Origin of the sequence: Bradyrhizobium sp. Ai1a-2 (genome assembly GCF_000426245.1) — a bacterium.
Taxonomy (GTDB): Bacteria; Pseudomonadota; Alphaproteobacteria; order Rhizobiales; family Xanthobacteraceae; genus Bradyrhizobium.
On sequence record NZ_AUEZ01000029.1, the window covers coordinates 75,332 to 100,871 of the forward strand.

At 60.5% G+C, this 25,540-nt stretch carries 21 protein-coding genes, 1 tRNA gene and 1 pseudogene; 11 read left to right on the forward strand and 12 right to left on the reverse strand.

All coding sequences use genetic code 11. The features are described from left to right. The first annotated feature begins 6 nt into the window (after positions 1 to 6). The 5 genes from K288_RS45925 to K288_RS0119410 all read left to right on the forward strand — a co-directional run bounded on the left by K288_RS45925 (position 7) and on the right by K288_RS0119410 (position 4,874). Entirely contained in the window at positions 7 to 1,080 is a 1,074-nt protein-coding gene (locus K288_RS45925) for a branched-chain amino acid ABC transporter permease (RefSeq protein ID WP_043160227.1), read from the forward strand. A gap of 1 nt (position 1,081) precedes the next feature. Then, complete coding sequence (locus K288_RS0119395; RefSeq protein ID WP_027581060.1) at positions 1,082 to 1,801, forward strand: ABC transporter ATP-binding protein; 720 nt, start codon at positions 1,082 to 1,084, stop codon at positions 1,799 to 1,801. Beyond that, a complete protein-coding gene (locus tag K288_RS0119400) occupies positions 1,791 to 2,501 on the forward strand; it encodes an ABC transporter ATP-binding protein (RefSeq protein WP_084799657.1) in 711 nt (236 codons plus the stop codon). The genes K288_RS0119395 and K288_RS0119400 overlap by 11 nt, the downstream gene beginning before the upstream one ends. 83 nt (positions 2,502 to 2,584) lie before the next feature. Next, positions 2,585 to 3,346, forward strand: a complete 762-nt coding sequence (locus K288_RS0119405; protein WP_027581062.1) for an SDR family NAD(P)-dependent oxidoreductase — start codon at positions 2,585 to 2,587, stop codon at positions 3,344 to 3,346. A gap of 124 nt (positions 3,347 to 3,470) precedes the next feature. Beyond that, positions 3,471 to 4,874 (forward strand): amidase, encoded by a 1,404-nt coding sequence (locus tag K288_RS0119410; protein WP_027581063.1) that lies wholly within the window; start codon positions 3,471 to 3,473, stop codon positions 4,872 to 4,874. A 113-nt stretch (positions 4,875 to 4,987) separates the two neighbouring features. On the opposite strand, the gene K288_RS45930 is transcribed toward K288_RS0119410, so the two are convergent. From K288_RS45930 to K288_RS0119440, 6 genes are all read right to left on the reverse strand, one after another. Next, positions 4,988 to 6,058: a class I SAM-dependent methyltransferase gene (locus K288_RS45930; protein WP_084799658.1), complete on the reverse strand. Its 1,071-nt coding sequence runs from the start codon at positions 6,056 to 6,058 to the stop codon at positions 4,988 to 4,990. Positions 6,059 to 6,400: 342 nt separating this feature from the next. After that, complete coding sequence (locus tag K288_RS0119420) at positions 6,401 to 7,186, reverse strand: ABC transporter ATP-binding protein (protein ID WP_027581064.1); 786 nt, start codon at positions 7,184 to 7,186, stop codon at positions 6,401 to 6,403. After that, positions 7,183 to 7,956: an ABC transporter permease gene (locus K288_RS0119425; protein WP_027581065.1), complete on the reverse strand. Its 774-nt coding sequence runs from the start codon at positions 7,954 to 7,956 to the stop codon at positions 7,183 to 7,185. Before K288_RS0119425 ends, K288_RS0119420 begins: the two co-directional genes overlap by 4 nt. Positions 7,957 to 8,044: 88 nt before the next feature. Continuing rightward, a complete protein-coding gene (locus tag K288_RS0119430) occupies positions 8,045 to 8,989 on the reverse strand; it encodes an ABC transporter substrate-binding protein (RefSeq protein WP_027581066.1) in 945 nt (314 codons plus the stop codon). A 122-nt stretch (positions 8,990 to 9,111) separates the two neighbouring features. Next, complete coding sequence (gene hutC, locus K288_RS0119435; protein WP_027581067.1) at positions 9,112 to 9,855, reverse strand: histidine utilization repressor; 744 nt, start codon at positions 9,853 to 9,855, stop codon at positions 9,112 to 9,114. Beyond that, a complete protein-coding gene (locus K288_RS0119440) occupies positions 9,852 to 11,210 on the reverse strand; it encodes a formimidoylglutamate deiminase (protein ID WP_027581068.1) in 1,359 nt (452 codons plus the stop codon). The genes hutC and K288_RS0119440 overlap by 4 nt, the downstream gene beginning before the upstream one ends. Before the next feature lie 82 nt (positions 11,211 to 11,292). Between K288_RS0119440 and hutI the strand changes: the two genes are divergently transcribed. Genes hutI through hutU form a run of 3 tightly spaced genes read left to right on the forward strand, consistent with a single transcriptional unit; the run spans position 11,293 to position 15,760 of the window. Further along, on the forward strand, positions 11,293 to 12,507 hold the full coding sequence (gene hutI / locus K288_RS0119445) for an imidazolonepropionase (RefSeq protein ID WP_027581069.1): 1,215 nt from the start codon (positions 11,293 to 11,295) through the stop codon (positions 12,505 to 12,507). Beyond that, positions 12,504 to 14,093 (forward strand): histidine ammonia-lyase, encoded by a 1,590-nt coding sequence (hutH, locus tag K288_RS45935; protein ID WP_051334616.1) that lies wholly within the window; start codon positions 12,504 to 12,506, stop codon positions 14,091 to 14,093. Before hutI ends, hutH begins: the two co-directional genes overlap by 4 nt. Beyond that, complete coding sequence (gene hutU, locus K288_RS0119455) at positions 14,090 to 15,760, forward strand: urocanate hydratase (protein ID WP_027581070.1); 1,671 nt, start codon at positions 14,090 to 14,092, stop codon at positions 15,758 to 15,760. The genes hutH and hutU overlap by 4 nt, the downstream gene beginning before the upstream one ends. 128 nt (positions 15,761 to 15,888) lie before the next feature. Here hutU and K288_RS49645 read toward each other — a convergent pair whose 3' ends face one another. Then, positions 15,889 to 17,403: an ATP-binding protein gene (locus tag K288_RS49645; RefSeq protein ID WP_084799659.1), complete on the reverse strand. Its 1,515-nt coding sequence runs from the start codon at positions 17,401 to 17,403 to the stop codon at positions 15,889 to 15,891. Between the two features lie 194 nt (positions 17,404 to 17,597). After that, positions 17,598 to 17,765 (reverse strand): hypothetical protein, encoded by a 168-nt coding sequence (locus K288_RS53665; RefSeq protein ID WP_160168988.1) that lies wholly within the window; start codon positions 17,763 to 17,765, stop codon positions 17,598 to 17,600. Between the two features lie 170 nt (positions 17,766 to 17,935). Here K288_RS53665 and K288_RS45945 point away from each other — a divergent pair, with 170 nt between their 5' ends. Further along, on the forward strand, positions 17,936 to 19,189 hold the full coding sequence (locus K288_RS45945) for an MFS transporter (RefSeq protein ID WP_051334618.1): 1,254 nt from the start codon (positions 17,936 to 17,938) through the stop codon (positions 19,187 to 19,189). 333 nt (positions 19,190 to 19,522) lie between these two features. Continuing rightward, the gene (locus K288_RS45950) at positions 19,523 to 21,340 is read left to right on the forward strand and encodes a hypothetical protein (RefSeq protein WP_051334619.1); all 1,818 of its coding nucleotides are present in this window, start codon (positions 19,523 to 19,525) and stop codon (positions 21,338 to 21,340) included. A gap of 197 nt (positions 21,341 to 21,537) precedes the next feature. Here the strand turns inward: K288_RS45950 and K288_RS45955 are convergent, their stop codons facing one another. Further along, positions 21,538 to 21,966 (reverse strand): hydrogenase, encoded by a 429-nt coding sequence (locus K288_RS45955; RefSeq protein WP_210164434.1) that lies wholly within the window; start codon positions 21,964 to 21,966, stop codon positions 21,538 to 21,540. Between the two features lie 654 nt (positions 21,967 to 22,620). On the opposite strand from K288_RS45955, the gene K288_RS52480 reads away from it, so the two are divergent. Beyond that, positions 22,621 to 22,694, forward strand: a tRNA-OTHER gene (locus K288_RS52480). Positions 22,695 to 22,771: 77 nt separating this feature from the next. Here K288_RS52480 and K288_RS52485 read toward each other — a convergent pair. The 3 genes and pseudogenes from K288_RS52485 to K288_RS54790 all read right to left on the reverse strand — a co-directional run. Continuing rightward, a complete protein-coding gene (locus K288_RS52485) occupies positions 22,772 to 22,984 on the reverse strand; it encodes a hypothetical protein (RefSeq protein ID WP_152535588.1) in 213 nt (70 codons plus the stop codon). 818 nt (positions 22,985 to 23,802) lie between these two features. Next, a pseudogene (locus K288_RS54785) lies at positions 23,803 to 24,002 on the reverse strand (PRC-barrel domain containing protein). 1,259 nt (positions 24,003 to 25,261) lie between these two features. After that, the coding region (locus tag K288_RS54790) for a transposase (RefSeq protein ID WP_027579332.1) at positions 25,262 to 25,540 on the reverse strand (279 nt) is incomplete at its 5' end.

The window sequence follows — 25,540 nt, forward strand, 5'->3', positions numbered from 1 at the left end:
AATGTGATGTTCAAACTGCTTGATGGTCCGCAGACCCTGGGACGTGGACGGACGTTCTGGTCCTGCTTTCTCGCCGTGCTGGCCGCCGCGTTGATCTATCCGGTCTTTGCGGACTCCTACGATGTCGGCAACTTCTCTTACTTCCTGATCTGGGTCTTCATGGCGCTCGGCCTCTGCCTGATGTGGGGCTATGGCGGCATGCTGTCGTTCGGCCAGACGTTCTTCTTCGGCATCTCCGGTTATGCCTACGGTGTGCTCGCCATCAATATGGGCGGAGGTACGGCGACGATCGCCGCGCTCGTGCTGTCGGTGATCATCGCGATGATCGCGGCTGGAATCCTCGGCTACTTCATGATCTGGGGCGGCATCAGCGGCATCTTCTTCGGCATCGTGACGCTGTCGGCGACGCTGGTGCTGGCGTTCTTTCTTGGACAGACGGCAGGGCCGGAATGGCACATTGGCACTGCGCGGTTGAACGGCTTCAACGGTATGAAAGGCATGGACCCGCTCACCATCGGTGATTTCTATATCGAGGGGTCCGCGCTCTACTATGTCATGGTGGCGCTCATCGTGATCGTCTACATCGCGCTGCGGATGCTGGTGAACTCGCGCATCGGCAACGTGATCGTTGCGACGCGCGAGAACCCGCAGCGCGCCGAGATGCTCGGCTACGACGTCCGCAAGTATCAGTTGCTCACATTCGTCATCGGAAGCGGGCTCGCCGGTCTCAGCGGCGCCCTTTACACGTCATGGGGGCAGTTCATCACTCCGTCGAGCATCGGCTTGCCGGCTGCGGCGATGCCGATCGTGTGGGTCGCATTCTCGGGGCGGAGCGATCTGACGGCGACGCTGGTCGGCTCGTTCCTGCTGCTGTTCGGCTTCCAGACCATCACTGTCTATAGCCAGCAGGCCGCGCTCGTGCTGATGGGCACCCTTCTGCTCGCCACGGTGATGTTGGCGCCTCAGGGGTTCGTGCTCGGTGTCGGCAAGCTTGTGGTTGATCGATGGACCAGGCGTCGGCGGGGCGACGCGAATTCCGCTGTGGCGGAAACCGGCCGCCTGCAATCGGACGAGGCCTGAGATGACGCTTGTCGATGTCAAGGGCGTGACGAAGCGCTTCGGTGGTTTGACGGCCGTCTCCGATGTCGATCTGACTGTCAATGCCGGGGAGGTTCACTGCCTGATCGGTCCAAATGGGGCCGGGAAGAGCACGCTGTTCAAGCTGATCGTCGGGCTCTATCCGCCGACCAAGGGCAGCATCTTCTTCGATAGCATCGACATCACCGAAGAGCGTCCGTTTGCGCGGGTGCAGCGCGGCATGAGCATCAAGATGCAGGCGCCGAGCGTGTTCAAGGAGCTGCCGGTCCGGCAGAATATCCAGATCGCACTGCAGGCGCGTTTCTCCGGCGCGGAACGCGACGTCGAGGAGGAGCGGCTGCTCACGCTGCTCGATCTGGCGTCAGAGAGCGGCAAACTGGCGGGGGCGCTTTCGCACGGCCAGCAGCAATGGCTCGAGATCGGCATGGCGCTGGCGCTGCAGCCGCAGCTATTATTGCTGGACGAGCCGACGGCCGGCATGTCGCCGGAGGAAACGTTCAAGACCGGCGAACTCATCAAGTCGTTCAATGCCGAGGGCATGACGGTGCTCGTCGTGGAGCACGACATGGCGTTCGTCCGCCAGATCGCACAGCGCGTGACCGTGCTGCATCTTGGCAAGATCTTTGCGCGAGGTAGTCTGGAGACCATCATTCAGGACGAGAAGGTCGCTGAAATCTACCTGGGTAAGACGCATGCCCACTGATCGGATTCTGGACGTTTCGGAACTCTGGGCGGGCTACGGCGCCACGCCGATCCTGCAGGGCGTGAGCATGTCGGTGTCCCGCGGCGAGATCGTCGGCGTGATCGGTCGGAACGGCGTCGGCAAGTCGACGCTGATGCGATGCCTGATCGGCCTTCTGGAGACGTGGCGCGGCACCATCACCTTCATGGAGAAGGATGTCACCCAGTTGCAGGCTGACGCCCGGGCGCGCGCCGGCTTCGGCTACATCCCGCAGGGGCGAGATGTGTTTCCGCAGATGAGCGTCGAGGAAAACCTGCAGGTCGGCGAACTGATCGGCGGACCCGAGGGCAGGAAGCTGCCGGAGCTCGTCTACGAGTATTTTCCGCGGCTGAAGGAGCGGCGGCGTCAGGTTGCCGGCACCATGTCGGGCGGCGAGCAACAGCAGCTCGCGATCGGCCGGGCGCTGATCGGCAACCCGGCCCTGATGATCCTCGACGAGCCATCCGAGGGCATTCAGCCGTCGATCGTCCAGCACATCTGCGATGCGCTGAAATCGTTCCGGGCAGAACTCGGCACGACGATCGTTTTCGTCGAGCAGAATCTGGATACGATCCTGGAGATCGCCGAGCGCTGCTACATCATGGAAAAAGGCAAGATCACGCGATCACTGGCCGGCGAGGAGGTCAACGCCGACAGCGTCCGCGCGCAACTGTTGTTGTGAGGCTGATCCGCCGTTTTTTGAGAACGCGTCTTGTTCATCAGCGTGCCATTTGAAGTCGAGAATGATCAGGGAGGGAGACGAACATGGATTTAGGCCTTAAAGGAGCCAACGTTCTCGTCACGGGCAGCACCAAGGGGATCGGCAGGGCGATCGCCGAGACTTTCGCTACTGAGGGCGCCAATGTCGGAATTTGCGCGCGTAACCAGGCGAACGTCGACAGCACCGTCGCCGCCCTCAGGGAAAAGGGCGTTGCGGCGTTTGGCAGTTCGGTCGATGTGTCTGATGGTGCAGCGCTCAAGGCGTGGGTGAGCGACATGGCATCGAACCTCGGCGGCGTCGATGTCGTCGTCGCTAATGTCAGCGCGCTCTCGATAGGGCAGGACGAGGAGAGCTGGGGGAAGGAATTCTCCACCGACATGATGGGAACGGTCCGCCTGGTAAATGCCGCGATGCCCTATCTGGAAAAGAGCAGCGCGCCTGCGATCGTGACCATCTCCAGCGTCTCGGGACGCGAGGTCGACTTCGCGAGCGGCCCCTACGGCACCTTCAAGGCGGCGATCATCCACTACACGCAGGGCCTGGCCTATCAGCTCGCCGCGAAGGGCATACGCGCTAATTCCGTGTCTCCGGGCAACACTTACTTCGAAGGCGGGGTCTGGAACATGATCAAGGACAACAATCCCGAGCTCTACAAGACCGCGCTCGCGCTCAATCCAACGGGACGGATGGGCACGCCGCAGGAGATGGCGAACGCCGTCGTGTTTCTTGCGAGCCGGGCTGCCAGCTTCATCACGGGAACGAACCTGGTCGTGGACGGTGCCTTGACACGCGGCGTTCAGTTCTAGGCTCCATCGGACTGCCCAAAGCGCTCGCGACCGCTGGCGAGCTCAGCGCAGACACCGAGAGACGGTGAGGCGCCTCACCTTCATCGCTGTGAGAAAGTGAACTCAGACAAGAGAGGGTGTCAGCATGACTGCGGACCAACTGTACTACAAATCGATCACCGAACTCTCGGACCTCTACCGTCGGGGAGAGGTTCTGCCTTCAGAAGTAACCGAAGCGATGTTGAGCCGCATCGAGAAGCTCGACCGACGCTTTCATGGCTATGCCCATCTCCTGGCGGAGCGGGCGATGGAGCAGGCCAGGAAGTACGACAGCGAGATTGCGAGAGGAATTTCGCGAGGACCGCTTCATGGCGTTCCAATCGGACTTAAGGATCTGTGCTACACGACGTTTGCACCAACCGCGGGCGGTACGAAAATTCACGCAGAGTTCGTGCCGTCCTTCAGTGCGACGGTGGTGGATCGGCTTGAGCGAGGCGGCGCCGTGACGCTCGGAAAGCTCAAGATGACGGAAGGCGCGTATACGAGCCATCACCCGGACGATCAGGCGCCGCTCAACCCATGGAACGTCGACTATTGGGTTGGATCCTCCTCGACCGGGTCTGGCGTCGCGACCGCTGCCGGTCTTTGCTATGGGGCGATCGGCAGTGATACCGGTGGCTCCATCCGCTTTCCATCTGCGACATGCGGACTGACGGGAATCAAACCGACCTGGGGCCGAGTCAGCCGGCACGGCGTCTTCCCGTTGGCCGACTCCCTCGATCATGTCGGGCCAATGTGCCGGAGCGCTGCCGATGCGGCGGCGATGCTGGGCGTCATCGCCGGCGCCGATCCGAACGATCCGACGACGTTGCAGGCGCCCGTACCGAATTATTTGACCGGGCTCGGTGACGGCATCAGAGGGCTGAGGATCGGCGTGGATCGAAAATACACCAGAGAGGGCATAGATTCGCAGGTCGTGGCCGCTCTGCTGAATGCTGAACGGGCTTTGAGGGACCTCGGTGCAGAGATCCGCGAAGTGCATTTCCCCTCATATGAGAAGCTGGTCAGCCTGTGGATCCCAATGTGCTCGGTGGAGACCGCCGAAGCTCACTTGGATACGTATCCCTCACGAAAGTCGGAATATGGTCCGGACCTCGCACAATTGATCGAGCAGGGCAGGTCCGTCAGCGGGGTGGAGGTGGCGGCCATTCATCACGAACGGCTGAGGTTCTCCGGCAGCCTGGCTGCGCTGTTCGAGGATGTTGACCTTCTGCTCATTCCGACGATGCCGGTCCCCATTCCGACGCTGGGGAAGATGAGCGAGTATGGGGCGGATCCGAATGTGCTGCTGAGCATATTGCGGTTCACCGCCGTGTTCGATTTCAGTGGAAGTCCGACGATCACCATGCCTGTGGGGATGGCGTCTGACGGGATGCCGCTTAGCATGCAACTCGTCGGATCACATCTGTCCGAGAATGTGATCGTCCGCGCCGCACACGCGTATCAGTCGATCACGGACTGGCATACCAAGCGACCGCCTATCGAATAGCTGCAGTGGATCCCTACCAATCAGGGCGGCAGCTTCTGGAAAAATGACGGCACGTGCCGGCGTCTCTTGGGTTGTAACAGTCACCGTGCGAGCTCGAGCGCCGGGGCGTCCGCTCATTTCCGAGTTGGGTCAAAATGCGACCTCGCGGCAACGACGCGAGAAGTCTCAGCACAAGCAGCAACTGCCATTTGAGGGGCAGCCGCGTCGTTGACCCGTCCTGCCTTGGGCTTGGTGGCCAGCACTGTGTTATACGGGTTGCCAAACACAAATACTTTCGACGTGCGCCAAATGATCCGTTCCAATTCCACGAATGTGCGCATCTTGAGCCGATACTTCCACAACAGCAGATGTTGAACGAAATTCCAGGTGATGCACCAGGCCCAGAATGGCAAGCGTCGATAACGAATCGGGTTGAAGCCGAGTTGGCGCATCTTGTAGACGAGAAGATTGGCGCCGACAAAATTGTAGCGCCAGTTTTCGAAGAAGGCGGTGACGCTCAGATAATCCTCCTCACGGCGACAATGATCAAGCGACCCCGGTGTGCGGATCAGCAGCCGACCTCCGGGCTTGAGCATTCGCCAACATCGCGCAAGCCAAGCGTCCAAGTCTTTGGTGTAGCCTATCGACTCGAGCGCATAGATGGCATCAAAACGTTCATTCGGGAGATCGAGGCTGTCGAAGTCCGTGACGATCACCTGTCCACGCCCTCCAAGGTTCGCAAATTTCCGCCGGCAGATGTCCGCTTGCACTGATGAATTGGTCACACACACAACCTCGATGTTGCGCCGCCGCGCAAGGTATTCAGCCGCCGCGCCGGATCCGCACCCCAGGTCCAACAACCGCATCCCGTCCTTCAGCTTGAGAAGGACGAATTCGGCTTCGTAAGGGCGCGAAAATGCCGCTCTGGGAAACACACACGTGCTGTAGTTCGCTTGCTCGTCGCGATAGGCGCCGAACACGTCATCATATGTACGTTTCTCGTCATCGTGCTTGAGAAAGTCGTTCGCTTTCGGCGTCCACTCGATCAGTTGGCGCTGCTCGAACTGATTCAGCTCGTGGCCGATCTTGCTCGCGTCCTTCGGTTGAGTCACCAAGAGAAAAAGTACGTAATGAAGAATGTTGTATGCGACGACTAACGCAATGAAGATCGCTGCCGCCAACTGAAATACTAGGACGATGTCCAAGATCGCTCCCTGACCGCGATGGGCATCCTCACGTCGATGAGGAGCCGCGTTAAAAACAGCACCATGCGTTGCAAATGTACGATTTTATGCTCCTCTTGGGGAGCCCGATGGAGAAGGGATAGTGCCGCCTGGGATCAGCGCTTGCGAGAGGGATGGCGGCGAGGCTCGCTATGGCCGGTTGGGCAGAGCCGTTAGCATGGTCGAGCAGCCGGCGTGTCAGGCAACGTCAATCTGGCCGCGCTACATGTCGTCAGTGCAGCTCAGAGTGTTCCGACGCCCGCCGGCACCTTCCGACGTCTCGGCCTCGATAGGCAACGTCGCCGACGGTCCATGGCGCGCTTGTCAGGTGTCGGCAGCGACCTTCAAGGCCTCGGTGCGTATCTCTTCCACGAGCCGCTCCTTCAGCCTGATGAATTCGGGCGTGGTCTTGATCTTGTTGGAACGCGGATGGGGCAGGTCGACCGCAATCGCGGCCTTGATGCGGCCGGGGCGCGCGCTCATTACGATGACTCGACTGCCGAGAAAGATCGCCTCTTCGATATCGTGGGTGACAAACAGCACGGTCTTCTGGTCGCGTTCCCAAATCCCAAGCAGCATCTCCTGCATCAGCGCGCGGGTCTGGTTGTCCAGCGCGCCGAATGGCTCATCCAGCAATAGGATCTTCGGATCGTTGGCAAGGGCACGTGCGATCGCTGTGCGCTGTTGCATGCCACCGGAGAGCTGCTTCGGCCAATGATTTTCAAAGCCCGACAGTCCGACTCGGTGGATGAATCCGTCCGCGATCTTGTGGCGCTCCGCTTGGGAAATTCCGCGCTCGCGCAGGCCGAACGCGATGTTCTCCCGCACCGTCAGCCAGGGAAACAGCGTGTAGGACTGAAACACCATGCCGCGATCCGCGCCAGGTCCGGTGACCTCGCGCCCGTCGAGCACGATGCGCCCGCTGGTCGGCCGGTCGAGCCCGGCGATGATACGGAGCAGGGTAGACTTTCCGCAGCCCGAGGGGCCAAGGATGGTGACAAAATCATTGTCGCCCACGCTGAGATCGGTCGGTTCGAGGGCCCGTGTTGGCGCATGGCCCGGCCGCGCGGGAAAAGTGCGGGAAACCTGATCGATCGTCAGCGCTGTCATGCCAGTTTCCAGGGAAACAGCCATGCGTTGAAGGCCTTGAACAGGAAATCGGAGATCAGGCCGATGAGCCCGATAACGATGATGCCGAAGATGATCTGGCCCGTGTTGAGCAAAGCCTGGCTGTCAGTAATCATGTGGCCGATCCCCGACGACGAGCCGATGAGTTCGGCGACGATGACATAGGTCCACGCCCAGCCCAGAACCAGCCGAAGAATTTCCGCGATCTCGGGAGCGGAGGAGGGTAGCAGCACGCGGCGGATGATGCCGCCGTCGCCGGCTCCCAGCGTATATGCCGCTTCGACCAGATCGCGTCTCGTGCTGCCCACTGTCACAGCGATCATCAGGATGATCTGGAACACCGAGCCGATGAAAATCACCATGAGCTTCTGCAGTTCGCCGATGCCGGCCCACAAGATCAGAAGCGGGATGAAAGCGGAGGCGGGCAGATAGCGCGCGAACGAAACGAAAGGCTCGAGAAAGGCTTCGATCGGCTTGTAGGCGCCCATGAGAACGCCAAGCGGCACGGCAACGAGGGCCGCCAGCACGAAGCCGCCGACGACACGCCAGATTGTCATGCCGATATCGAACGCGAATCCATGCCTGGTGAGCAGCTCGAAGCCTTCCTGCACCATGGTCAGTGGGTTGGCGAGAAATGTCTTCGAAACATAGCCGCCGAAGGTCGCCCAGGCCCATACGGCAACGAACAGCACGAAGAACGCAAGGCCATAGGCCATGCGTTGCCTCGAAGTTACGGGACTTAAGGGGCGCATCACGGCATTGCTTCCAGGCAGCGCGGCAACCCGCACCGGTCCCTGCTTCACAACCTGGGAAGCGGAACCGGCGCGGCGTGCAGCGGTGTTACTTGATGAAACTTGCGTCAAAGAGATCGTCGATCTTCGGAGCAGACTTGATGATGCCGACCTCGAGCAGCAGGTCCGCCGCTTCCTTGTTGAAGGTCAGGAATTCGCCCGTGAAGAATTTCTGGTTCGCGGCCTTGTCCTGCCAGCGCAGAAATTTTGCCGAGTTGCCGAACTGCTCGCCGGATTGTTTCACGTCGGCTCCCATGATCTCGTACGCCTTCACCTGGTCCTTTGCGATCAGGTCGAGGGCTTCGAAATAGCTGTCGGCCAAGGCCTGCGCCGCCTTCGGATTGTCGGTCAGGAATTTCGGTGTGCAGCCGAACGTATCCATGACCATCGGATAGTCGAGCGTGGTGGCGATGATCTTGCCCTTGTCCGGTGCGGCACGTACGGTCGAGAGATAAGGTTCATAGGTCATCGCCGCATCGTTCTGGCCGGACACGAACGCTTGCGCGGCCGCCGCCGGCTCCAGGTTCACCACCGTGACATCCTTGACCGAGAGGCCGTTCTTCCGAAGCATCCAGGCCAATGCGAAATAGGGCGACGTGCCGGGCGCGGAGGCCGCGACCGTCTTGCCTTTCAGGTCCTTGATCGAGGCGACCTCGTTTCGCACCGCCATGCCGTCGGCGCCAAAGCTCTTGTCGAGCTGAAAGATCTGCTTGGTTGCGACACCGTTCGCATTCCAGGAGATCCAGGTCTCGACCGTGGTCGCCGCACATTGAATGTCGCCGGAGGCGATGGCGAGATGCCGATCCTTCTGCGGAATTTTCCTCAGCGTCACATCGAGCCCATTTTTCTTGAAGATGCCGGCCTGGCTCGCAAGCGTGAGCGGCGCAAAGCCGGTCCATCCCGAGATGCCAATGCCGACCTTGACGTCGTCGGCAACTGCCGGCGCCGATACCAGCAAGGCAAAAACGGCCGTGAATGCTTTCAAACTGCGCATGATGCTCTTCCCCTCCTGCCGAACTATGGATTGCGTCCCAATGGTTCCTTGCTCGCCGCGACGAACCCTGCACCAGTCATGTCTGCGTCGCGTTGCATGAATTGTGCCGCGCCGATCATTCTTCAGCCGCCCTTGAAACGTGCTATCAGCCGGTGGGACTCCCCCGGATAGAGCAGGCGTACGGCGGTGACTGTTCGTGCGCTGCGCCAGGTGTATCGATCGATCACCAGGCAGGGTGCGCCGACCGCAATGTCCAGTTCGGCCGCAGTGCCCTCGTCGGCCACCATGGCACTGATGGTGTGCTCGGCCTCCGTCCAGGGAACATGATGCAGCAGCCATGAGCCGGGCGGCTCGATTGTAAAGTCCGCCGCGGCGGCTTCCGGTACCGTGTCGAGATCGATCAGCCTGTCCTCGATGGCAAAGGGCACATTGTCTGCGCTGTGACGGCACGCGATGGCGATCACCTTGCCGGCCTTGCGGACGCCAAGACGCGCGCGATCGGCGGCGTTCGCCGCACGCCGCGAGCATTGGATGAGCTCATACGCATAGCTGCGGCCAAGCGCGATGATCTCGGCGCGAATGTCGGCGATCTTGAGCACCGCCGACAGATGCTGCGGACGGCGTACGAATGTGCCCGCCCGCCGCCTTCGCTCGATCAGGTCGGCCTGCGCCAGTTCCGAGAGCGCCTTGTTCACGGTCATTCGCGAGCAACGATAGCGCGCCATCAACTCGTGCTCGAAGGGAATGCGATGACCCGGAGGCCATTCACCAGTCAGGATCCGGCGTTCTATATCGTGCCGAATCTGCTTGTAGAGTGTCAGCCTGTCCGCGGCCTGAAGCTCGTTGTTGTGGGCGGGGAGGCTCATGCCAGCAGCCTCCGAACGGTCGCGTTGAACTGCGCGCGTGCTCGCTCGCGGAGCCGATGATGCCCGCCCGCGACGAGCTTGTGTCCACCCGCCCAGACACAATCGATGGCTGTCCCGCCAGCGGCAAAAATCCAGCCGTCGAGGATGGCATCGCCGCAGCGTCCGGCCAGAGAGGGATGCGTGATGTCGAGGGATACGATGTCGGCGCGCGCGCCTTGTTGTATTCCCGCGCCGGTCTGCGCCAGCGCCTGTGCACCGCCCGCGAGCACGCCGTCGAGCAACGCACGGCCAGTCGAGCTGCCGGACCCGCCGGACAGCACATTGCGTTCGCGATGCTTCAGGCGCTGACCATATTCGAGCTGGCGCAACTCATCGGTCACGCCGACCAGGACATTGGAATCGGTGCCGACACCAAATCGGCCGCCGGCATCAACGAAGTCGCGGGCCGGGAAAATGCCGTCGCCGAGGCTCGCTTCGGTCACCGGGCAGAGGCCGGCGACTGCGCCCCTGCTCGCAAGCGAGGCGACTTCCGTCGGCGTTGCGTGCGTGGCATGGATCAGGCACCAGCGCTGATCGACGGGCGCATGCTCAAGCAACCATTCGACCGGCCGCTGGCCCGACCAGGCAACGCAATCCTCGACCTCCCTGACTTGCTCGGCGGCATGGATATGGATCGGCGCGCCATGTGCCATCGGCACGATTGCAGCCAGTTCGTTGGGCGTCACGGCGCGCAGGCTGTGCGGGGCAATGCCGATATTGGCTCCGCCCAATGTTCTGATGGCGTTCCGTGAGGCATCAACCAGCGACGCAAACTGGTCGATCGAGCAGATGAAACGGCGCTGGCCGGCATGCGGCGCGGCGCCGCCAAAGGAGCTGTGCGCATAGAAACTCGGCAGCAGCGTCAGTCCGATGCCGGCATTCTCGGCCGCCTGCGCAATTCGTGTCGCCATCTCGGCGACGTTGGCATAGGGCGTGCCGTCGCGATCATGATGGAGATAGTGGAATTCGCCAACCCGCGTGTAGCCGCGCTCCAGCATCTCGACATAAAGCAGGGTCGCGACGCTCTCGACGTCTTCCGGCGTCATCTCCAGCGCAAAGCGATACATGGTCTCGCGCCACGTCCAGAACGTATCGGCCATGTTGCCGCGCGTCTCGGCAAGGCCCGCCATGCCGCGCTGGAACGCGTGACTGTGCAGGCTGGCTATCCCCGGGATTGCCAAGTGATGCCGCTCGTCATGCGCTTCCGGCGCCACGCCGACCACAAGCTTGACGACGATCCCATCGGCGACGACGACCCGCACGTCATCGGCCCACCCCGACGGCAGCAACGCGGATGCGAAGTGCAGGTTTGTCATGTTTCGTGCCGGCTGGACAGAACGTCGACACGATTATATGTCTAGACATATATGTCAAGCTTCGGGCACCGGAGGACGACAAATGGCCGAACGCTTCGATCGTATCTGGCACAATGCCCGGCTCGCCACGATGCAGGAGAATCTGCCGGATCTCGGCGTCATGGAGCATGGCCTGATCGCTGCCCGCGATGGCCGGATCGCCTATGCGGGCGCGCAATCCGATTTCCCGGGTGATGCCGACGCGACCGAGCGGATCGACTGCGCCGGTCGATGGATCACGCCGGGGTTGGTGGATTGTCACACCCACCTCGTCTTCGGTGGGAACCGCGCACACGAATTCGAGCTGCGGCTTAAGGGCGCAAGCTACGAAGAGATCGCGCGGGCTGGCGGCGGCATCGTCTCCACTGTTGCGGCGACTCGAAGCGCGAGCGAGGCCGATCTTGTCGCCGGTGCGCTGCCGAGGCTCGACGCGCTGATCCGCGAGGGTGTCACGACGATCGAAATCAAGTCCGGCTACGGCCTCAACACCGAGACCGAGACGCGGCAGCTTTCGGCCGCGCGTGCACTTGGCCGCGCCCGACCGATCGCGGTCCGCACGACCTTTCTTGGCGCACATGCCCTTCCGCCGGAAGCTTCCGGCGACAAGGATCGCTACATCGATCTGGTTTGCCAACAGATGCTGCCGGCGGTGGCGCAATCGGGACTTGCGGATGCCGTGGATGCGTTCATGGAAGGCATTGCGTTCTCGCGGGATCAAACAGCGCGCGTGTTCGAGGCGGCGAAGGCCCTTGGTTTGCCGGTCAAGCTTCACGCCGATCAACTATCGAACCTCGGCGGCGCATCGCTTGCCGCGGAATATTCAGCCCTTTCCGCCGATCATCTGGAGCACACTGATGAGGCCGGGGCTCAAGCGATGGCGGCGGCGGGTACGGTTGCGGTCCTGTTGCCGGGCGCCTTCTATTTCATCCGCGAGACGACGAAACCGCCAATCGAGCATTTCCGTGCCCACGGCGTCAAGATGGCCTTGGCGACCGACTGCAATCCCGGCAGCTCGCCGCTGACGTCGCTTCTGCTCACGATGAACATGGGGGCGACGCTGTTCCGGATGACCGTCGCCGAATGTCTTGCCGGCGTGACACGGGAGGGCGCGCGTGCGCTGCACCTTTTGGGTGAAACAGGCACGCTCGAGGCTGGCAAATGGTGTGATCTCGCGATCTGGGACATCGAACGGCCTGCCGAGCTCGTCTACCGGATCGGATTCAATCCCCTGCATAGCCGGGTGTGGAGGGGGCAATGAGCGTTCCGGCTGCGCCGATCGTCGTCGCGCCGGGAAAGGTCACGCTCGACGGTTTCGCACGGGTGCTCGCAGGCGCCTCAGTCGTGCTCGAACCATCGTTCTGGGCGCGGGTCGATGCGGCGTCTCATATCGTTGCGCAGGCTGCTCGTGCAGACGCGCCGGTTTACGGCATCAACACCGGATTCGGAAAACTCGCATCGACACGTATTGCTCCCGATCAGACTGCGATTCTTCAACGCAATCTCATCGTCTCTCATTGCTGCGGGGTAGGGCAAGCCTCGTCGGAACCGATTGTTCGACTGATGATGGCCTTGAAGATCGTCTCGCTCGGGCGAGGCGCTTCGGGCGTGCGCCGTGAAGTCATCGAGCAATTGCAGATGATGCTGGTGCGCGGCGTTTGTCCGCTGGTACCGCAGCAGGGTTCGGTCGGCGCATCCGGCGATCTGGCGCCGCTTGCACATATGACGGCTGTGATGATCGGGGAAGGGCAAGCGATCCTCGATGGACGGTTCGTTCCGGGCCGCGACGCGCTTGCCGCTGCCGGTCTTGCGCCGCTGACGCTCGGACCGAAGGAGGGGCTCGCCCTCATCAATGGCACTCAGTTCTCCACGGCTTACGCCATCTCCGGCGTCGTGCGCGCCCACCGCCTGGCCTGCGCAGCGCTGGTGACTGGGGCTCTTTCGGTCGATGCCGCCATGGCTTCGACCGCGCCGTTCCGTCCCGAGGTCCAGCAATTGCGCGGACACATCGGCCAGACTGCTGCCGGCGCGGCACTGACGGCGCTGCTCGCCGGCAGCGACATTCGTCAGTCGCATCTCGAAGGCGATGAGCGGGTGCAGGATCCCTATTGTCTGCGCTGCCAGCCGCAGGTTGCCGGCGCCGCGCTCGACCTGCTGGCACAAGCGGCCCGCACGCTGACGATCGAGGCCAATGCCGTCACTGACAATCCGCTTGTGTTGGTCGAGACCGGCGAGATCGTCTCGGGCGGCAACTTCCACGCCGAGCCGGTGGCCTTTGCCGCGGACCAGATTGCGCTCGCGCTTTCGGAGATCGGTGCGATCAGCGAACGGCGAATCGCGACCCTGGTCGATCCCGCGCTGAATTTCGGCCTGCCGCCGTTCCTCACAACTGAGCCTGGCATCAATTCCGGATTCATGATCGCCGAAGTGACGGCTGCTGCGCTCTATGCCGAGAACAAACAGCGCGCGTCGGCTTGCTCGATCGACTCAACTCCCACCAGCGCCAATCAGGAAGATCACGTCTCGATGGCCGCACACGCTGCGCGCCGGCTGTCCGATATGGCCGACAACCTGGCGACGATCTTGGGTATCGAGCTGCTGGTCGCGGCGCAGGGCATCACCCTTCGCGCGCCGCATTTGACCAGCGCTCCGCTTGCTGCGGTCATTGCTGAATTGCGCGCGCATGTGCCGGCGTTGGGTGCCGACCGCTATATGGCCGATGATCTCGCCAAGGCAACTGCGCTGGTCGAAGCCGGTGCATTGCCTGCCGCTGCGCTCTCCGTGCTTGCGGACAATCCGTTTCCGATCCTTGTCTCGAATCCAGCCGAAAAGGGCGATCCGTCATGAACCGCCGAGTGGACAACGACCGTACGATCCGCGCGCCCTGGGGCGGCGAGATCAGCGCCAGGAGCTGGTTGACAGAAGCGCCGCTCCGCATGCTGATGAACAATCTCGATCCGGAGGTTGCGGAGCGTCCAAGCGAGCTCGTCGTCTACGGCGGAATCGGTCGTGCCGCGCGCGACTGGGACAGCTTCGACCGCATCGTTACCTCCCTGCGCAAGCTGGAAGCCGACCAGACGTTGCTGGTTCAGTCGGGCAAGCCGGTTGGAATCTTCCGCACCCATCCGGATGCGCCGCGGGTCCTGATCGCGAACTCGAACCTGGTGCCGCATTGGGCGACGCTCGATCACTTCAACGCGCTCGACCGGCAAGGCCTGATGATGTTCGGGCAAATGACTGCCGGGTCCTGGATCTATATCGGCAGCCAGGGCATCGTGCAGGGGACCTACGAGACGTTTGTCGAGGTCGGGCGACGCCATTACGGCGGCAGCCTTGAGGGCAAGTGGATCCTCACGGCGGGCCTGGGCGGCATGGGCGGCGCGCAACCGCTCGCTGCGACCATGGCGGGCGCGTCGCTGCTTGCAATCGAATGCCAGCCGAGCCGCATCGAAATGCGGCTGCGCACGGGATACCTCGATCGACAGGCGAGCACGCTGGATGAGGCGCTCGCGATCGTGGCCGAGAGTACGCAGAGCAAGAAGCCGTTGTCGGTCGGCCTGCTCGGCAATGCGGCCGAGATTTTTCCGGAACTGGTACGGCGCGGGGTGAAGCCCGACATCGTCACCGACCAGACCAGCGCGCACGATCCCATCAATGGCTACCTGCCCAAGGGGTGGTCGCTTGCCGAGTGGGAGACAAGACGCGCCAGCAATCCGAAGGCGGTCGAAGCCGCGGCCAAGACGTCCATGGTCGATCACGTCAAGGCCATGCTGGACTTCCATGTCCAAGGAATTCCCACACTCGACTATGGCAACAACATTCGTCAGATGGCGAAGGATATGGGACTGCAGAACGCATTCGATTTTCCCGGCTTCGTTCCGGCCTATATCCGTCCGCTGTTTTGCCGGGGCGTCGGGCCGTTCCGGTGGGCGGCGCTGTCGGGTGATCCGGACGACATCTTCAGGACGGATGCCAAGGTCAAGGAGTTGATGCCCGAGGACAAGCACCTGCACAACTGGCTCGATATGGCGAGAGCCCGGATCAAGTTTCAGGGGTTGCCGGCGCGGATTTGCTGGGTAGGTCTTGGCGACCGCCACCGGCTGGGCCTCGCCTTCAACGAGATGGTGGCACGCGGCGAACTGAAGGCGCCCATCGTGATCGGTCGCGACCATCTCGACAGCGGCTCGGTTGCAAGTCCGAACCGGGAAACGGAAGCGATGCGCGACGGTTCTGATGCAGTATCAGACTGGCCGCTGCTCAATGCTCTTCTGAATTGTGCCAGCGGCGCGACATGGGTCTCCCTGCATCATGGCGGGGGCGTCGGCATCGGCTATTCGCAACACGCCGGAATGGTGATTGTCGCAGACGGAAGCCCGGAGGCGGCACGCCGGATTGAACGGGTGCTCTGGAACGATCCGGCGAGCGGTGTCATGCGGCACGCCGATGCGGGCTATGAAAGTGCGATTGCATGTGCCCGCGCGAACGGGCTCGATCTGCCGGGCTTGGCGCCATAGGGCGTCCTTGGCGTTGACCACAACGGTCAGCCGCTGATCGCAGGGGCGGATCGATCGTCTTGTCGTGGTTACGGTTGGGTCGCGCAGAGTGCGCCGGCGCTGATGAAGCAGGCTTGGTCGCCGCGGGATCAGGGAGCGCTCACAACAGCTGGTTGCTTGGCAATGTCTGGGGCGGCGGGAAGACTGAACTCAAAAATCGCGCCGCGAGGCACATTGGCCTTCGCCGACAATCGGCCCCCATGCGCTTCGATGATCGAGCGACAAATCGACAGCCCCAGCCCAAGACCGCCAGGCTTGGTCGTGTAGAAGGCGTCGAAAAGGTGATCGAGAGTCTCTGGTGCCAGTCCTGGTCCCGAATCTCGCACCGCGACGAGAACGACGTCAGATTCCGTTTTCCGGGTACTGATAAGCAACTCTCTCGCGACCTCGCTAGTACCGTTCATAGCTTCGACTGCATTCATCACGAGATTCAGCATCACTTGTTGCAGTTGCACCCGGTCGCCTTCCAACGGTGGTGTGCGTTCTTCCAGATCCGTGTGCACCGAAATGCCATTCTTCATCGTTTCGCCGCGAGCGAGTTCAATGACCTCGCGGATTGCATCATTGATGTTCAGGATTTCCTTCCTTGGTTGCGCTTTTTTGATCATGTCCCGGATTCGTTCGACGACGTCACCGGCCCGCATGCCGTCGCTAACGATATAGCCGAACGTCTGCCGGGCTTTTTCCAGATTTGGCGGTTGAGCGCCCAGCCAGCTCAGTCCGGCCTGCGCGTTGGTCACCATCGCGGCGACCGGCTGCTTCACTTCATGGGCGATCGAAGCTGCGAGTTGGCCCATGGTGGCGACGCGATTGGCGTGCGCAAGCGCCAGCGTGCGTTGCTTCTCGACTTCGAGCAGGCGCACGTTTTCGATCGCAATCGCCGCCTGATCGGCGAAGGTCTCGAGGAGCGCGATCTGGTTGTCGGAGAATGGTCGGACCTCCCATCGCCGGAACAGAATTACTCCAATGGGGGTTCGCTCGCGCAGCAACGGTGTCCCGAGCGTGGTGCGATGGCCCTGGCGTTTGGCGTCACTACTGCCCGACGGGTACTCGCTATCCGCTGCGGCGAGATCGTGGACATGAATCGACCGCCGATCACATATAGCTCGTCCTATCACCCTGTCGCGATTTAGAGGGAATCCCTCACGGGCATGAATATGCACCGGAAGCTCCCCGTATGAAGCCACCAAGCGAAGAAGGTTGTTCTCCAGGCTGTAGATCTCCGCATTGTTCGAGTCGCAGAGGCGTGCGGCATGTTCGGCCACCGTTTCCAGCACCGACTGAAGCGGCGAATCCGAGATGATACGCAGCATCTCGGAGGTGGCAGTTTGCTGCTTCGTAGCCTCGATCAAGCGCTCCCGCGCGTTAGCGATCTCCCGTTTGCATGCTTCAAGCTGTCGTTCGAGATCGGCGCGGTTTTTGCTAGCTCGACCAACGCGCGCCTTCGCGCCGGTCGAATGAAGCTTGCGACCTCGCGTTCGGCTCTTCGCCCAGTTGCGAGCCAAGGTCACCTCCATTGCCAGAACGCCGTCCAATGCTGGTCGTCGTAGCCGGGGACGGGCCTGCGATGAGAATATCAGATAGCCCAGAGCGCGCACCAGCATATATGACTGCCTTCGACAACCGGTGTCTAGCGCCCTTCTGGTGGCTCAGATAAGAAGGCCAGGCCCTCCAGGCCATGTCGCCTTCCGGCCCTTGTGAGACATGCCGAACGCTGTGATGAATGCCCGCATTTGAGGGCAAAGCGGAAAACATGTGCTCTCACTGAGTTCTTCTCAGTTTGACCCTAACGGGACATTCAACCACCAAATTTTGCTGTAACGCTCAAGTCGCTGCCGTTGTGATCGATAATCAAGGTTCCATCAGGCTTTACCACTCCGTCAAAGGGCCTGTGTGTTATCTTGAAGGGCGGAATCGCGCGGAAAATTTCGAGGTCCTCGGGTTCACGCAAGCCGATGTCGAACATGCCGTCTTTTCTGACCGGTCATGTCGGCGAAGTGCAAAGTTGAACCTCTTGTCGATCTTCGCACCGGTCCCATCGGGCGCGACGACGAACTCGACGGCACGGCCCGATCGCCGAAGGCCGCTCTAGCTTGAGCGCGTGAGTCGTCGGAACTGTTGCAAGGGAGAAGGCTGATGCGGTCGAAGTCGCTGCGAGCGCAGATCGGGATGCTGATCCTCGCGACGAGCATCATCCAACTCGCCAACGGTTTCTTCGGCACCTTCATCTCCTTGCGTGTCGCGATCGAGGATTTTGGGCCGACCAAATCTGGCCTGGTGCTCAGCAGCTATTTTGCCGGCTTCACACTGGGCGCGTTGCGTTGCGAACGGATCATCGAACGGGTTGGGCACATCCGCGCCTATGCCGCCCTCGCAGGAATGGTCGTCGCCGCGACCGCAGCCATGCCGCTTCTGGCGGGGCCGCTGCCGTGGCTGATCCTGCGTGCGGTCATCGGTTTTGGTTGCTCTGGTCTTTTCATCGCCACGGAGAGCTGGCTCAACGCCAAGGCGGAGCCAACTGAGCGCGGACAGGTTTTCTCAACCTATATGTTCGGCACGTTCATCGCTCTTGCGCTAGGACAACTGCTGATCGGCCACGCTAAGGTAGAAACGGCAGAACCTTTCAATGCAATCGCTATACTGTTCGCTGTGGCTCTAGTCATCGTGAGCACGACGCGGGCCGAACCGCCCCGCGGGACGGCGTCGGCTTCGCTGCCGTTCGGCCAATTGGCCCGCGCGGCGCCCGTCGCTGTCGCCGGCTGCACGGTGAGCGGGCTGATCAGCGCCAGTTTCTACTCGCTCGTTCCCGCGTGGATGCATGATGAAGGCATCGCACGCGAGACGATAGCGACCTTCATGTTGATCGCTGTGCTTGGCGGGCTCGCGTTCCAAGTTCCGATCGGCCGACTGTCGGATCAGTTCGACCGGCGCATCGTGTTATCGATGCTGAGCTTCGGCTTTGCTGCCACCGCGATCGCGGTGGTCTATTTGCCGCACTCTCGCTCGGTGATCTTGCCCGCCGCTGCGCTGCTCGGCGGCTTCATGTCGACCCTTTACCCAGTCTGTGTCGCCAACGCGCACGACCAAATGCCAGCCGATCAGGTTATTGCAGTGAGCGGCCGGCTTATCCTGGTCAGCGGGCTGGGTTCGATCCTTGGCCCGCTGATCGGCACAAGTTTGATGGCGCGCTTCAGCATCGACGGCGTGTTCTACTTTATGGCTGCCGTCGGCCTGCTCTTGGCCCTCCTAGCCGTAGCCCGTCGCTTGGTGGCGGCGCCGCCGTCACACCAAGAGCGAACCTTCGAGATCCTAGCGCCGCAGGCGACGCCGCTCGCGCACGATTTGCGTGACCTTCCAATGCGCGTTCCCGCCTCACAAAAACCCGAGTAAAGCCCGCCGCTACGACACGCGAAAAGGTCATCCTGATGGCTCGCGCCCCAGAGCACCTGACTGGTCGATACTCGGCGGAACTCCGGACACTCCAGTACCAAGTCCGGTTCTGGCCCTTCGCGACATATTGCACCGCGACGCATCCTCGGTCGCTAACCGGGCGTGGCGGAAATCGACAAGCCGACGTCTATTGCGGAGGGCGACGCTCGTGACCCAAAGGGAACGTGACAAGGCTGTCGGAACTTACGTAATATCAAGCTAACTTGGCCGCCCAGAGGGTGACATGGGACGGCGGGGCACGACACGGGTTTTCCATTCGAGAACATTTCAGCGATGACCATCGAACCACTCTCTGCCGAATATGGCTCTTGGCATCCGGGGTTAGAATCGGAAATTCCGCGAGAGTACCTTCCTCTCTCGACAATGTTCAGAATCGAAAATGTTTCGACGAGCATTTCAAAAGCGTACGAATTAAGCGACTACTGTAGCCTGCCGCCTACTGAACTAGTGGCATTTCGGGCCGAGCGATTGATTATACATGAACTGCTGGTACACGTGACTACCACCATTTCTGTCCCCGATGGCGGGGATTACGAGGACTTGGGTCGAAACTTTCGTGAGATAACCTCGACTATTCTCAAACGGTATATTGTCCCTCATCGAGCGGAATTGGCAGAACGTTTCGATCGCTTTAGACACGCGGCGTCTGTCAGCATCGAGCGCGAGATTGCAAAGAGCTTCGCAGAGTCGAGATCGTCTGGTGAACAGCGATCAAGCCATTGGCTCCACCGCCTATTCGGCGCCGACACACAGCAACACCGGACCCGCTTTCCGGAGAATGATCCAGTGGAGCGCGACCGTTCGATAGTTTTTGGATGGCGGAAACAAGCAGAAGCGGCAACCGATCCGCTGGGCGCTGTCTGTTTCGATGCATTACACAGAATTGCAACGGGAATCATGGACCGACATGATCGGCTCGTGGGCGATAGGGCGCTGCTCGCCGAACTTGCTCTCACGTTGGTCTGTAATGGATATGGCAGCGAAGTTATTGGCGATGCAATCACCCCATTCATTCAAGAAGCGATTTCACGGGAGGGTTACAGGCAACTGCCATGGCAACCACAACCGGTCGTCATGAACGTGAAGGGTGCGTCTGCGTCAGGCAAAAGCACGATGCGTCCTTTACAGCGAACGCTTGCGCGCAAGTTAAATTTTCGTTGGGAAGAGTTCGCCTTGATCAGTCCGGACATTTGGCGGAAATTTCTTCTGGACTACGCGTCGCTGGGTGGCGCTTACAAATACGCGGCAATGCTAACGGGTCACGAGCTTGAGGTCATCGATCAGAAGCTTGACCGTCGAATGAAGGCCAAAGCTGCCAGCGGCGAGATTTCGCACTTGCTGATCGACCGGTTCCGCTTTGACAGTTTTGTACCTGAGTACGGGGGAAAAGGGTCCAATCGGCTGCTGACGCGCTTCGGTAACTTAGTTTACATGTTTTTCTTGATTACACCGCCAGAAATGACCGTTGAGCGAGCTTGGAAACGAGGATTGAAGGTCGGTAGATATAAAGCCGTTGAGGACCTCCTAGCGCACAATGTCGAAGCGTTTACTGGTATGCCTGAATTGTTCTTTACTTGGGCACTGGCTGTCGGAAAGCGCGTTCACTACGAGTTTCTCGATAACAGTGTACCCGAGGGCCAGCCTCCGCGAACCGTGGCATTCGGCTGGAATGGCGAAATGACCATCCTCGATGTTAAGAGCATGTTGGATATTGAAAGGTTCAGAAAGATAAACATCGGCGCTAGGGCACCAGAAGAAGTGTACCGTGGAAAGAGTTTTGCGCCTGAATGTAACACCGATTTTTTGAGGCGGTGTGTTCGCTGGATTCCAGTTATCAATTTCGCCAGTTACAAGACAGGTGCAGTCTACGCGCGAGTAGAACATGGGAAGTGGGCATGGCGTGACGATCAAGCCCTTGCCTGCGCGCTGAATGATCCTGACACGCGAGTCGGCCTTGACGTGATCGCTCCAAGGATCAATGACTTGGAGTCTGATGTGAAAGGGCATCCGACAAATCTGGAGCGTGAGAAAGTGCACACCATCGGCTCTTGGGCCGAGGCTATTCACGGCTCAACCGCAGGCGCGGGATAGGTGGCACCCTTGTGGACGCGCGGCGCACCGATGGCGCGCGGACCTCGGGCGGCAAAGCAATTGAGTCGGATCAGGACTTTGGTCCAATGACCGATTGGTGAGAGTGGCTGGCGCGCCCACCGCGCTCCTCCGCCGCTGTTGTCAGCCGCGTTCAGCTTCCAGTTGCTGGGGGCGAGGCCTTCGCTTGTCGATCTCGCTCATTTTCTTTGCGCTCGAGCTGCGCCTGAAAGATCGGGATTCGGTCGCAACGCTCTGGGCCAAAGGCCCCAGAGGAGAAGCAACGAGCAGGCAATGATGACCAGGGCGACACTCAGGAATCCGGCCGCGACGAGACTTTCCTGCCAGGGTTGCCCACTATGGCCCGCTGAGGCGATTGGAGTATCAGCCGCGGTACCGAAGATCGCGGCGAGCGTCGTAACCAGCCAGTTCCCGTAGCCGGCGTAAAGCGCTGCCCAGTATGCTGTCGATTTTGCCCACGGGAGTAGTCTTACTTCGCTCCAGATCGCACCAAGCGCGATCAGGAAGATGCCGTTCAACAAACCTTCCAGGTGCGCAGAGAGCCCCATGCGCACATTGGTGAACTGTTGCTCGGCGAGGCCCGTGATCAGTCCGAGCAGAAACAGCAAGATACCGTGCCACATTAGATGTCGATTGCTAGCTTCCATGCCGATTGTCCTCTTGGAATATGGAGTTTTCCGCCACCCCACAGTGCACATCGCCTCACGGACCACGCGGTCTGGCTCACGTCGGAGGAGATTTGAACTCGAGCACAATTCTTACGCGAAAGGATGTGGCCCCGGCGGGGCGCCGCGACAACGCGACCTGGCCCGCGGATCAGGACAATAGCCCATTGATTTCGGCCAACAACGATTCTAGGAGCATGGCAGCTCGGAAGATGGCGACTGCCATTCACGATTGCGTCCAGGCTCTCGATATAGCTGGGCCAGTCCGACGTAACCGCCTTGTGCCGTCGTCGGGCTATGGGGAATGACCGCATATCTATCGCACTTGTCGCTGCGGCGGGTTTTTGCTGTCGCTGCCGTGCCAGCCGTCGTGCTCATCCCTTGATCTTGCTCAAGGAATGCTGTCCGTTGGAGCGCAGCCTGCCATGGGCAGGAAATGCGAACGGCCTCCAACGATGCGTGACCGAAAGCGATGCATGACCAGCGATGGATGATTCATGGTGTTGGTCTGGACGCTGGGCCGCAATCGCACCGCTAAGCATCGTCGCAATTTCTTGGTGACGCGGCCGCAGCCGGCGGCCCATTTTATTTGATCAATGCAGGGTAGAGCCCCCCGGAGTGCTCGTTGGTCTCATATCTGGAGGACGTCGGTTCAAGTCCGACCCCTGCAATCAAAAAACCCCGGAAAGTGCGGCAATTGGTTACGTATCATTCACCGGGATGGCACCGCCGCCCGCAGGGCGCTGCTTTAGTGCTTCGCCGCGCCTGCAAAGACCAGTGACTGATCCTCAATCTCCTCGTTCGGGAGCTTATTTGCATTTGCCGCGGCGTGGAGTTCCTGCAACGACGGCATAGCGGTCGTTCCGCCGAACAGCTTAGTTGTTGGCGTATGCGACCAGAGCAGAGTAGTTGCGGCGAGCAGGGCGATAGCTGCAATAGCAAAAACCATCGGATGCTTCATGAAAAACCTCCCGTTCGATTTCGACAGGCCAGCTTGCAGCACTTTGATTAGGTCAATCCGCGACGCGCGAACGTGAGCAGCCTCACATCTCACCAAGTTGTGTCTTTGTTCGCCGGCAACCACACCGACTAAACTCTGCGGAGTTAAGGTTTGGTCAATCAGCAGCCCTGATCCCGCTTGGTGAGGCCCGGTGGGTACTTGCGGCCCCGCCGGGCCGCTTCATTTCGCCGTTTCGTTTTGCTTACCCTTCGGATTGCGTTTGGTGACTTTGGCACTGTGGGCGTGGCTGTGATGTCGCGACGTATCTGAGGGATTGGAACAGCGTACAGCTCGGAGACCACACTGGGTCGGGAGTAGGTTCTGCGCCCTCTATCCAGTCCCCGTGCATGCCATTGGCGTGCACGCTCCGACGCTTGCAGAGGCATCCGGGAGGCCGTCTCTGGACCCGCGAGCGTCTAGGGCGTGGACTTCAAAAGGCGCAGATGTCGGGTTTTTGGGGCTGAGGAGAAACCTTCTGCTCGATCCGAGCATTGTCGGTTTTGAGCCTTTGCGGACTTTGCCTTAGGCCGCTTCGGATGCGGGCGCCGCTCGCATCTCACGCAATCTGCGTTTGGAACCGAAACGTTTTCCAGCCTGACTGATTACTCCCGGGGCTTCGCATTATGCGAGGCATTCATGAACCCTCTCTCGGCGAGCGACGTGTTCCTTACCGTCACGATCATGTCCATCACTTTCCTGATTGAGGTCGGCGTTTTCATCTTGATTGGAATGTTCTAAAGGCAGCTGCGCTCTGGGCAGCTCGCAACCGATACGCCGGTCTAGTCCTCCGGGAACTTGATGGTTGAGACCGGCCATCTTCCATCATGACCTTCGATCGAAATTCGAAGCCCGTGCAGTTCATCCAGCCAAACGTTGTCGACCGTGCCTGCCTTTCCGTCGGTAAGGACGCGGCGCTGCGGATCAATTTGGATTGCGCTGCACCGTACTCACTCAAAATTCCTGACGCACGGAGCTTCACCGATGGCGTGCTCGTCCCGTTCGGCCGAGCCGTGTGTGCTGTCCCAAGGCGGCTCAACGCCAAGGTTTGTCCCAGCGCTCAGCATCGGGAATGATTGATGGCGACTGCTCTTGCAATCCGCGGAGCCGGTCGATTTGCATTCTAAGGTTCGCTGGCAGTTCCGGCTCTGGTTTCAGCGACGCGGGTAACCTCTCGCCGATTTCTCGAACGATGGCCCGACTGTGGACGTAATCGATGTCGCTGCGGTTGCGCATAGCAAAGCTTTCGGTAAGGACAACACCACCGACAGGACGACATCAGTCCAGTACGCTCCCCCGCAACCGATCGGAGCAGGGCTGGCGGTTTTGAATGAAATTGGAGACCGCCGCCTTTGGCTATCTGCGCGAGCGCTTGTTTTGACAACAGCGGGTCTTGGTAGCGACCTTTGGCTATCCGCGACATGCGCCGGGTTGTTCACCAGCGAGCAGCGGTCTCGTGTTTTGAAAAGCCTTGGCAGACGCTTTCGTTCCAAATTTCTAGTCGCGACAGCGATGTTCCATCCGGAAGGAGGAACCTGGTGGCAGCTAGTCGCCGGGCGCTATGGCGGCAACTTCCGATGTGGGACATCGGCCGCAGCATTCGGGAACCATTTCCGACAGTGCCTAGTTAGTTTTGGGGGCCAATGAAGGCGACCATTGCCATGAGGACCGAATATCTCGCTGCGATTGTGATAGCTGTTCTCGCCGCGGGTACTGGGCTGGCAGTCAATTCTGTCGGCTCGTTGCCTTCCGAAAAGCAGTCCATGCCGGGTGCCGTGCAAGTAGCGGACCGATTAACTGAGGCTGTGGATCTACTTCGGTCCGGCGGCTAACGGCCGGCGCAACTCAAACGGCGGCGCTGCCAAAGTCATGGGGATCGCGCCCGTTCGGCAGAGCGATCGGCTCGTTGAATTGACGGCCGAATCCTGCGCGCAACAATACTTAGCGCTTTACCGGAATTTTCTCGAGCGGACATCCACTGCCGCTCGTGATCCAAGTCGGACATCGCAGGCGGAGACAATGAGTGACTGCTTCTCAGCTTGGCAGTCTGCGAACGCCCGAACTTGTGTGATCGCGACCTGCGAACAGCCTGACCAGGACGAAATAAATCAGGTCCTCCTGCAATCTTAAGTGAACTACATTACACGATGCTTGCTATGTTCCGATCGCGTCATCCAAAATGCATCCTAGGAGCCCGTCCAGATAGCTTTCTGGTTGGCGCATTTCGACACGAAATCCCGCTCATGGGGGCCTTGCGAGGTTAGCGAGCTTCACGAGGTTGTGGGCGGTGCAGATTATCGCCCATTCGGCACGCACGTTTGCCAGGCCCCGCAACAGGAACTGGCGGAAGCCGCGCGCCTGCTTGATCTGTCCGAACACCGCCTCCACGATCTGCTTTCTTAGCCGGTAGGGGGTGTCGAAGCCGCCATCGGCAATCTTTTTTCTCATCGCCTGTGTCAGCGGTCCGCCGACCTTGCCGTTGTCGGCGGTGGGGCGCTTGGCGCGTCCGGTGGCGATGTA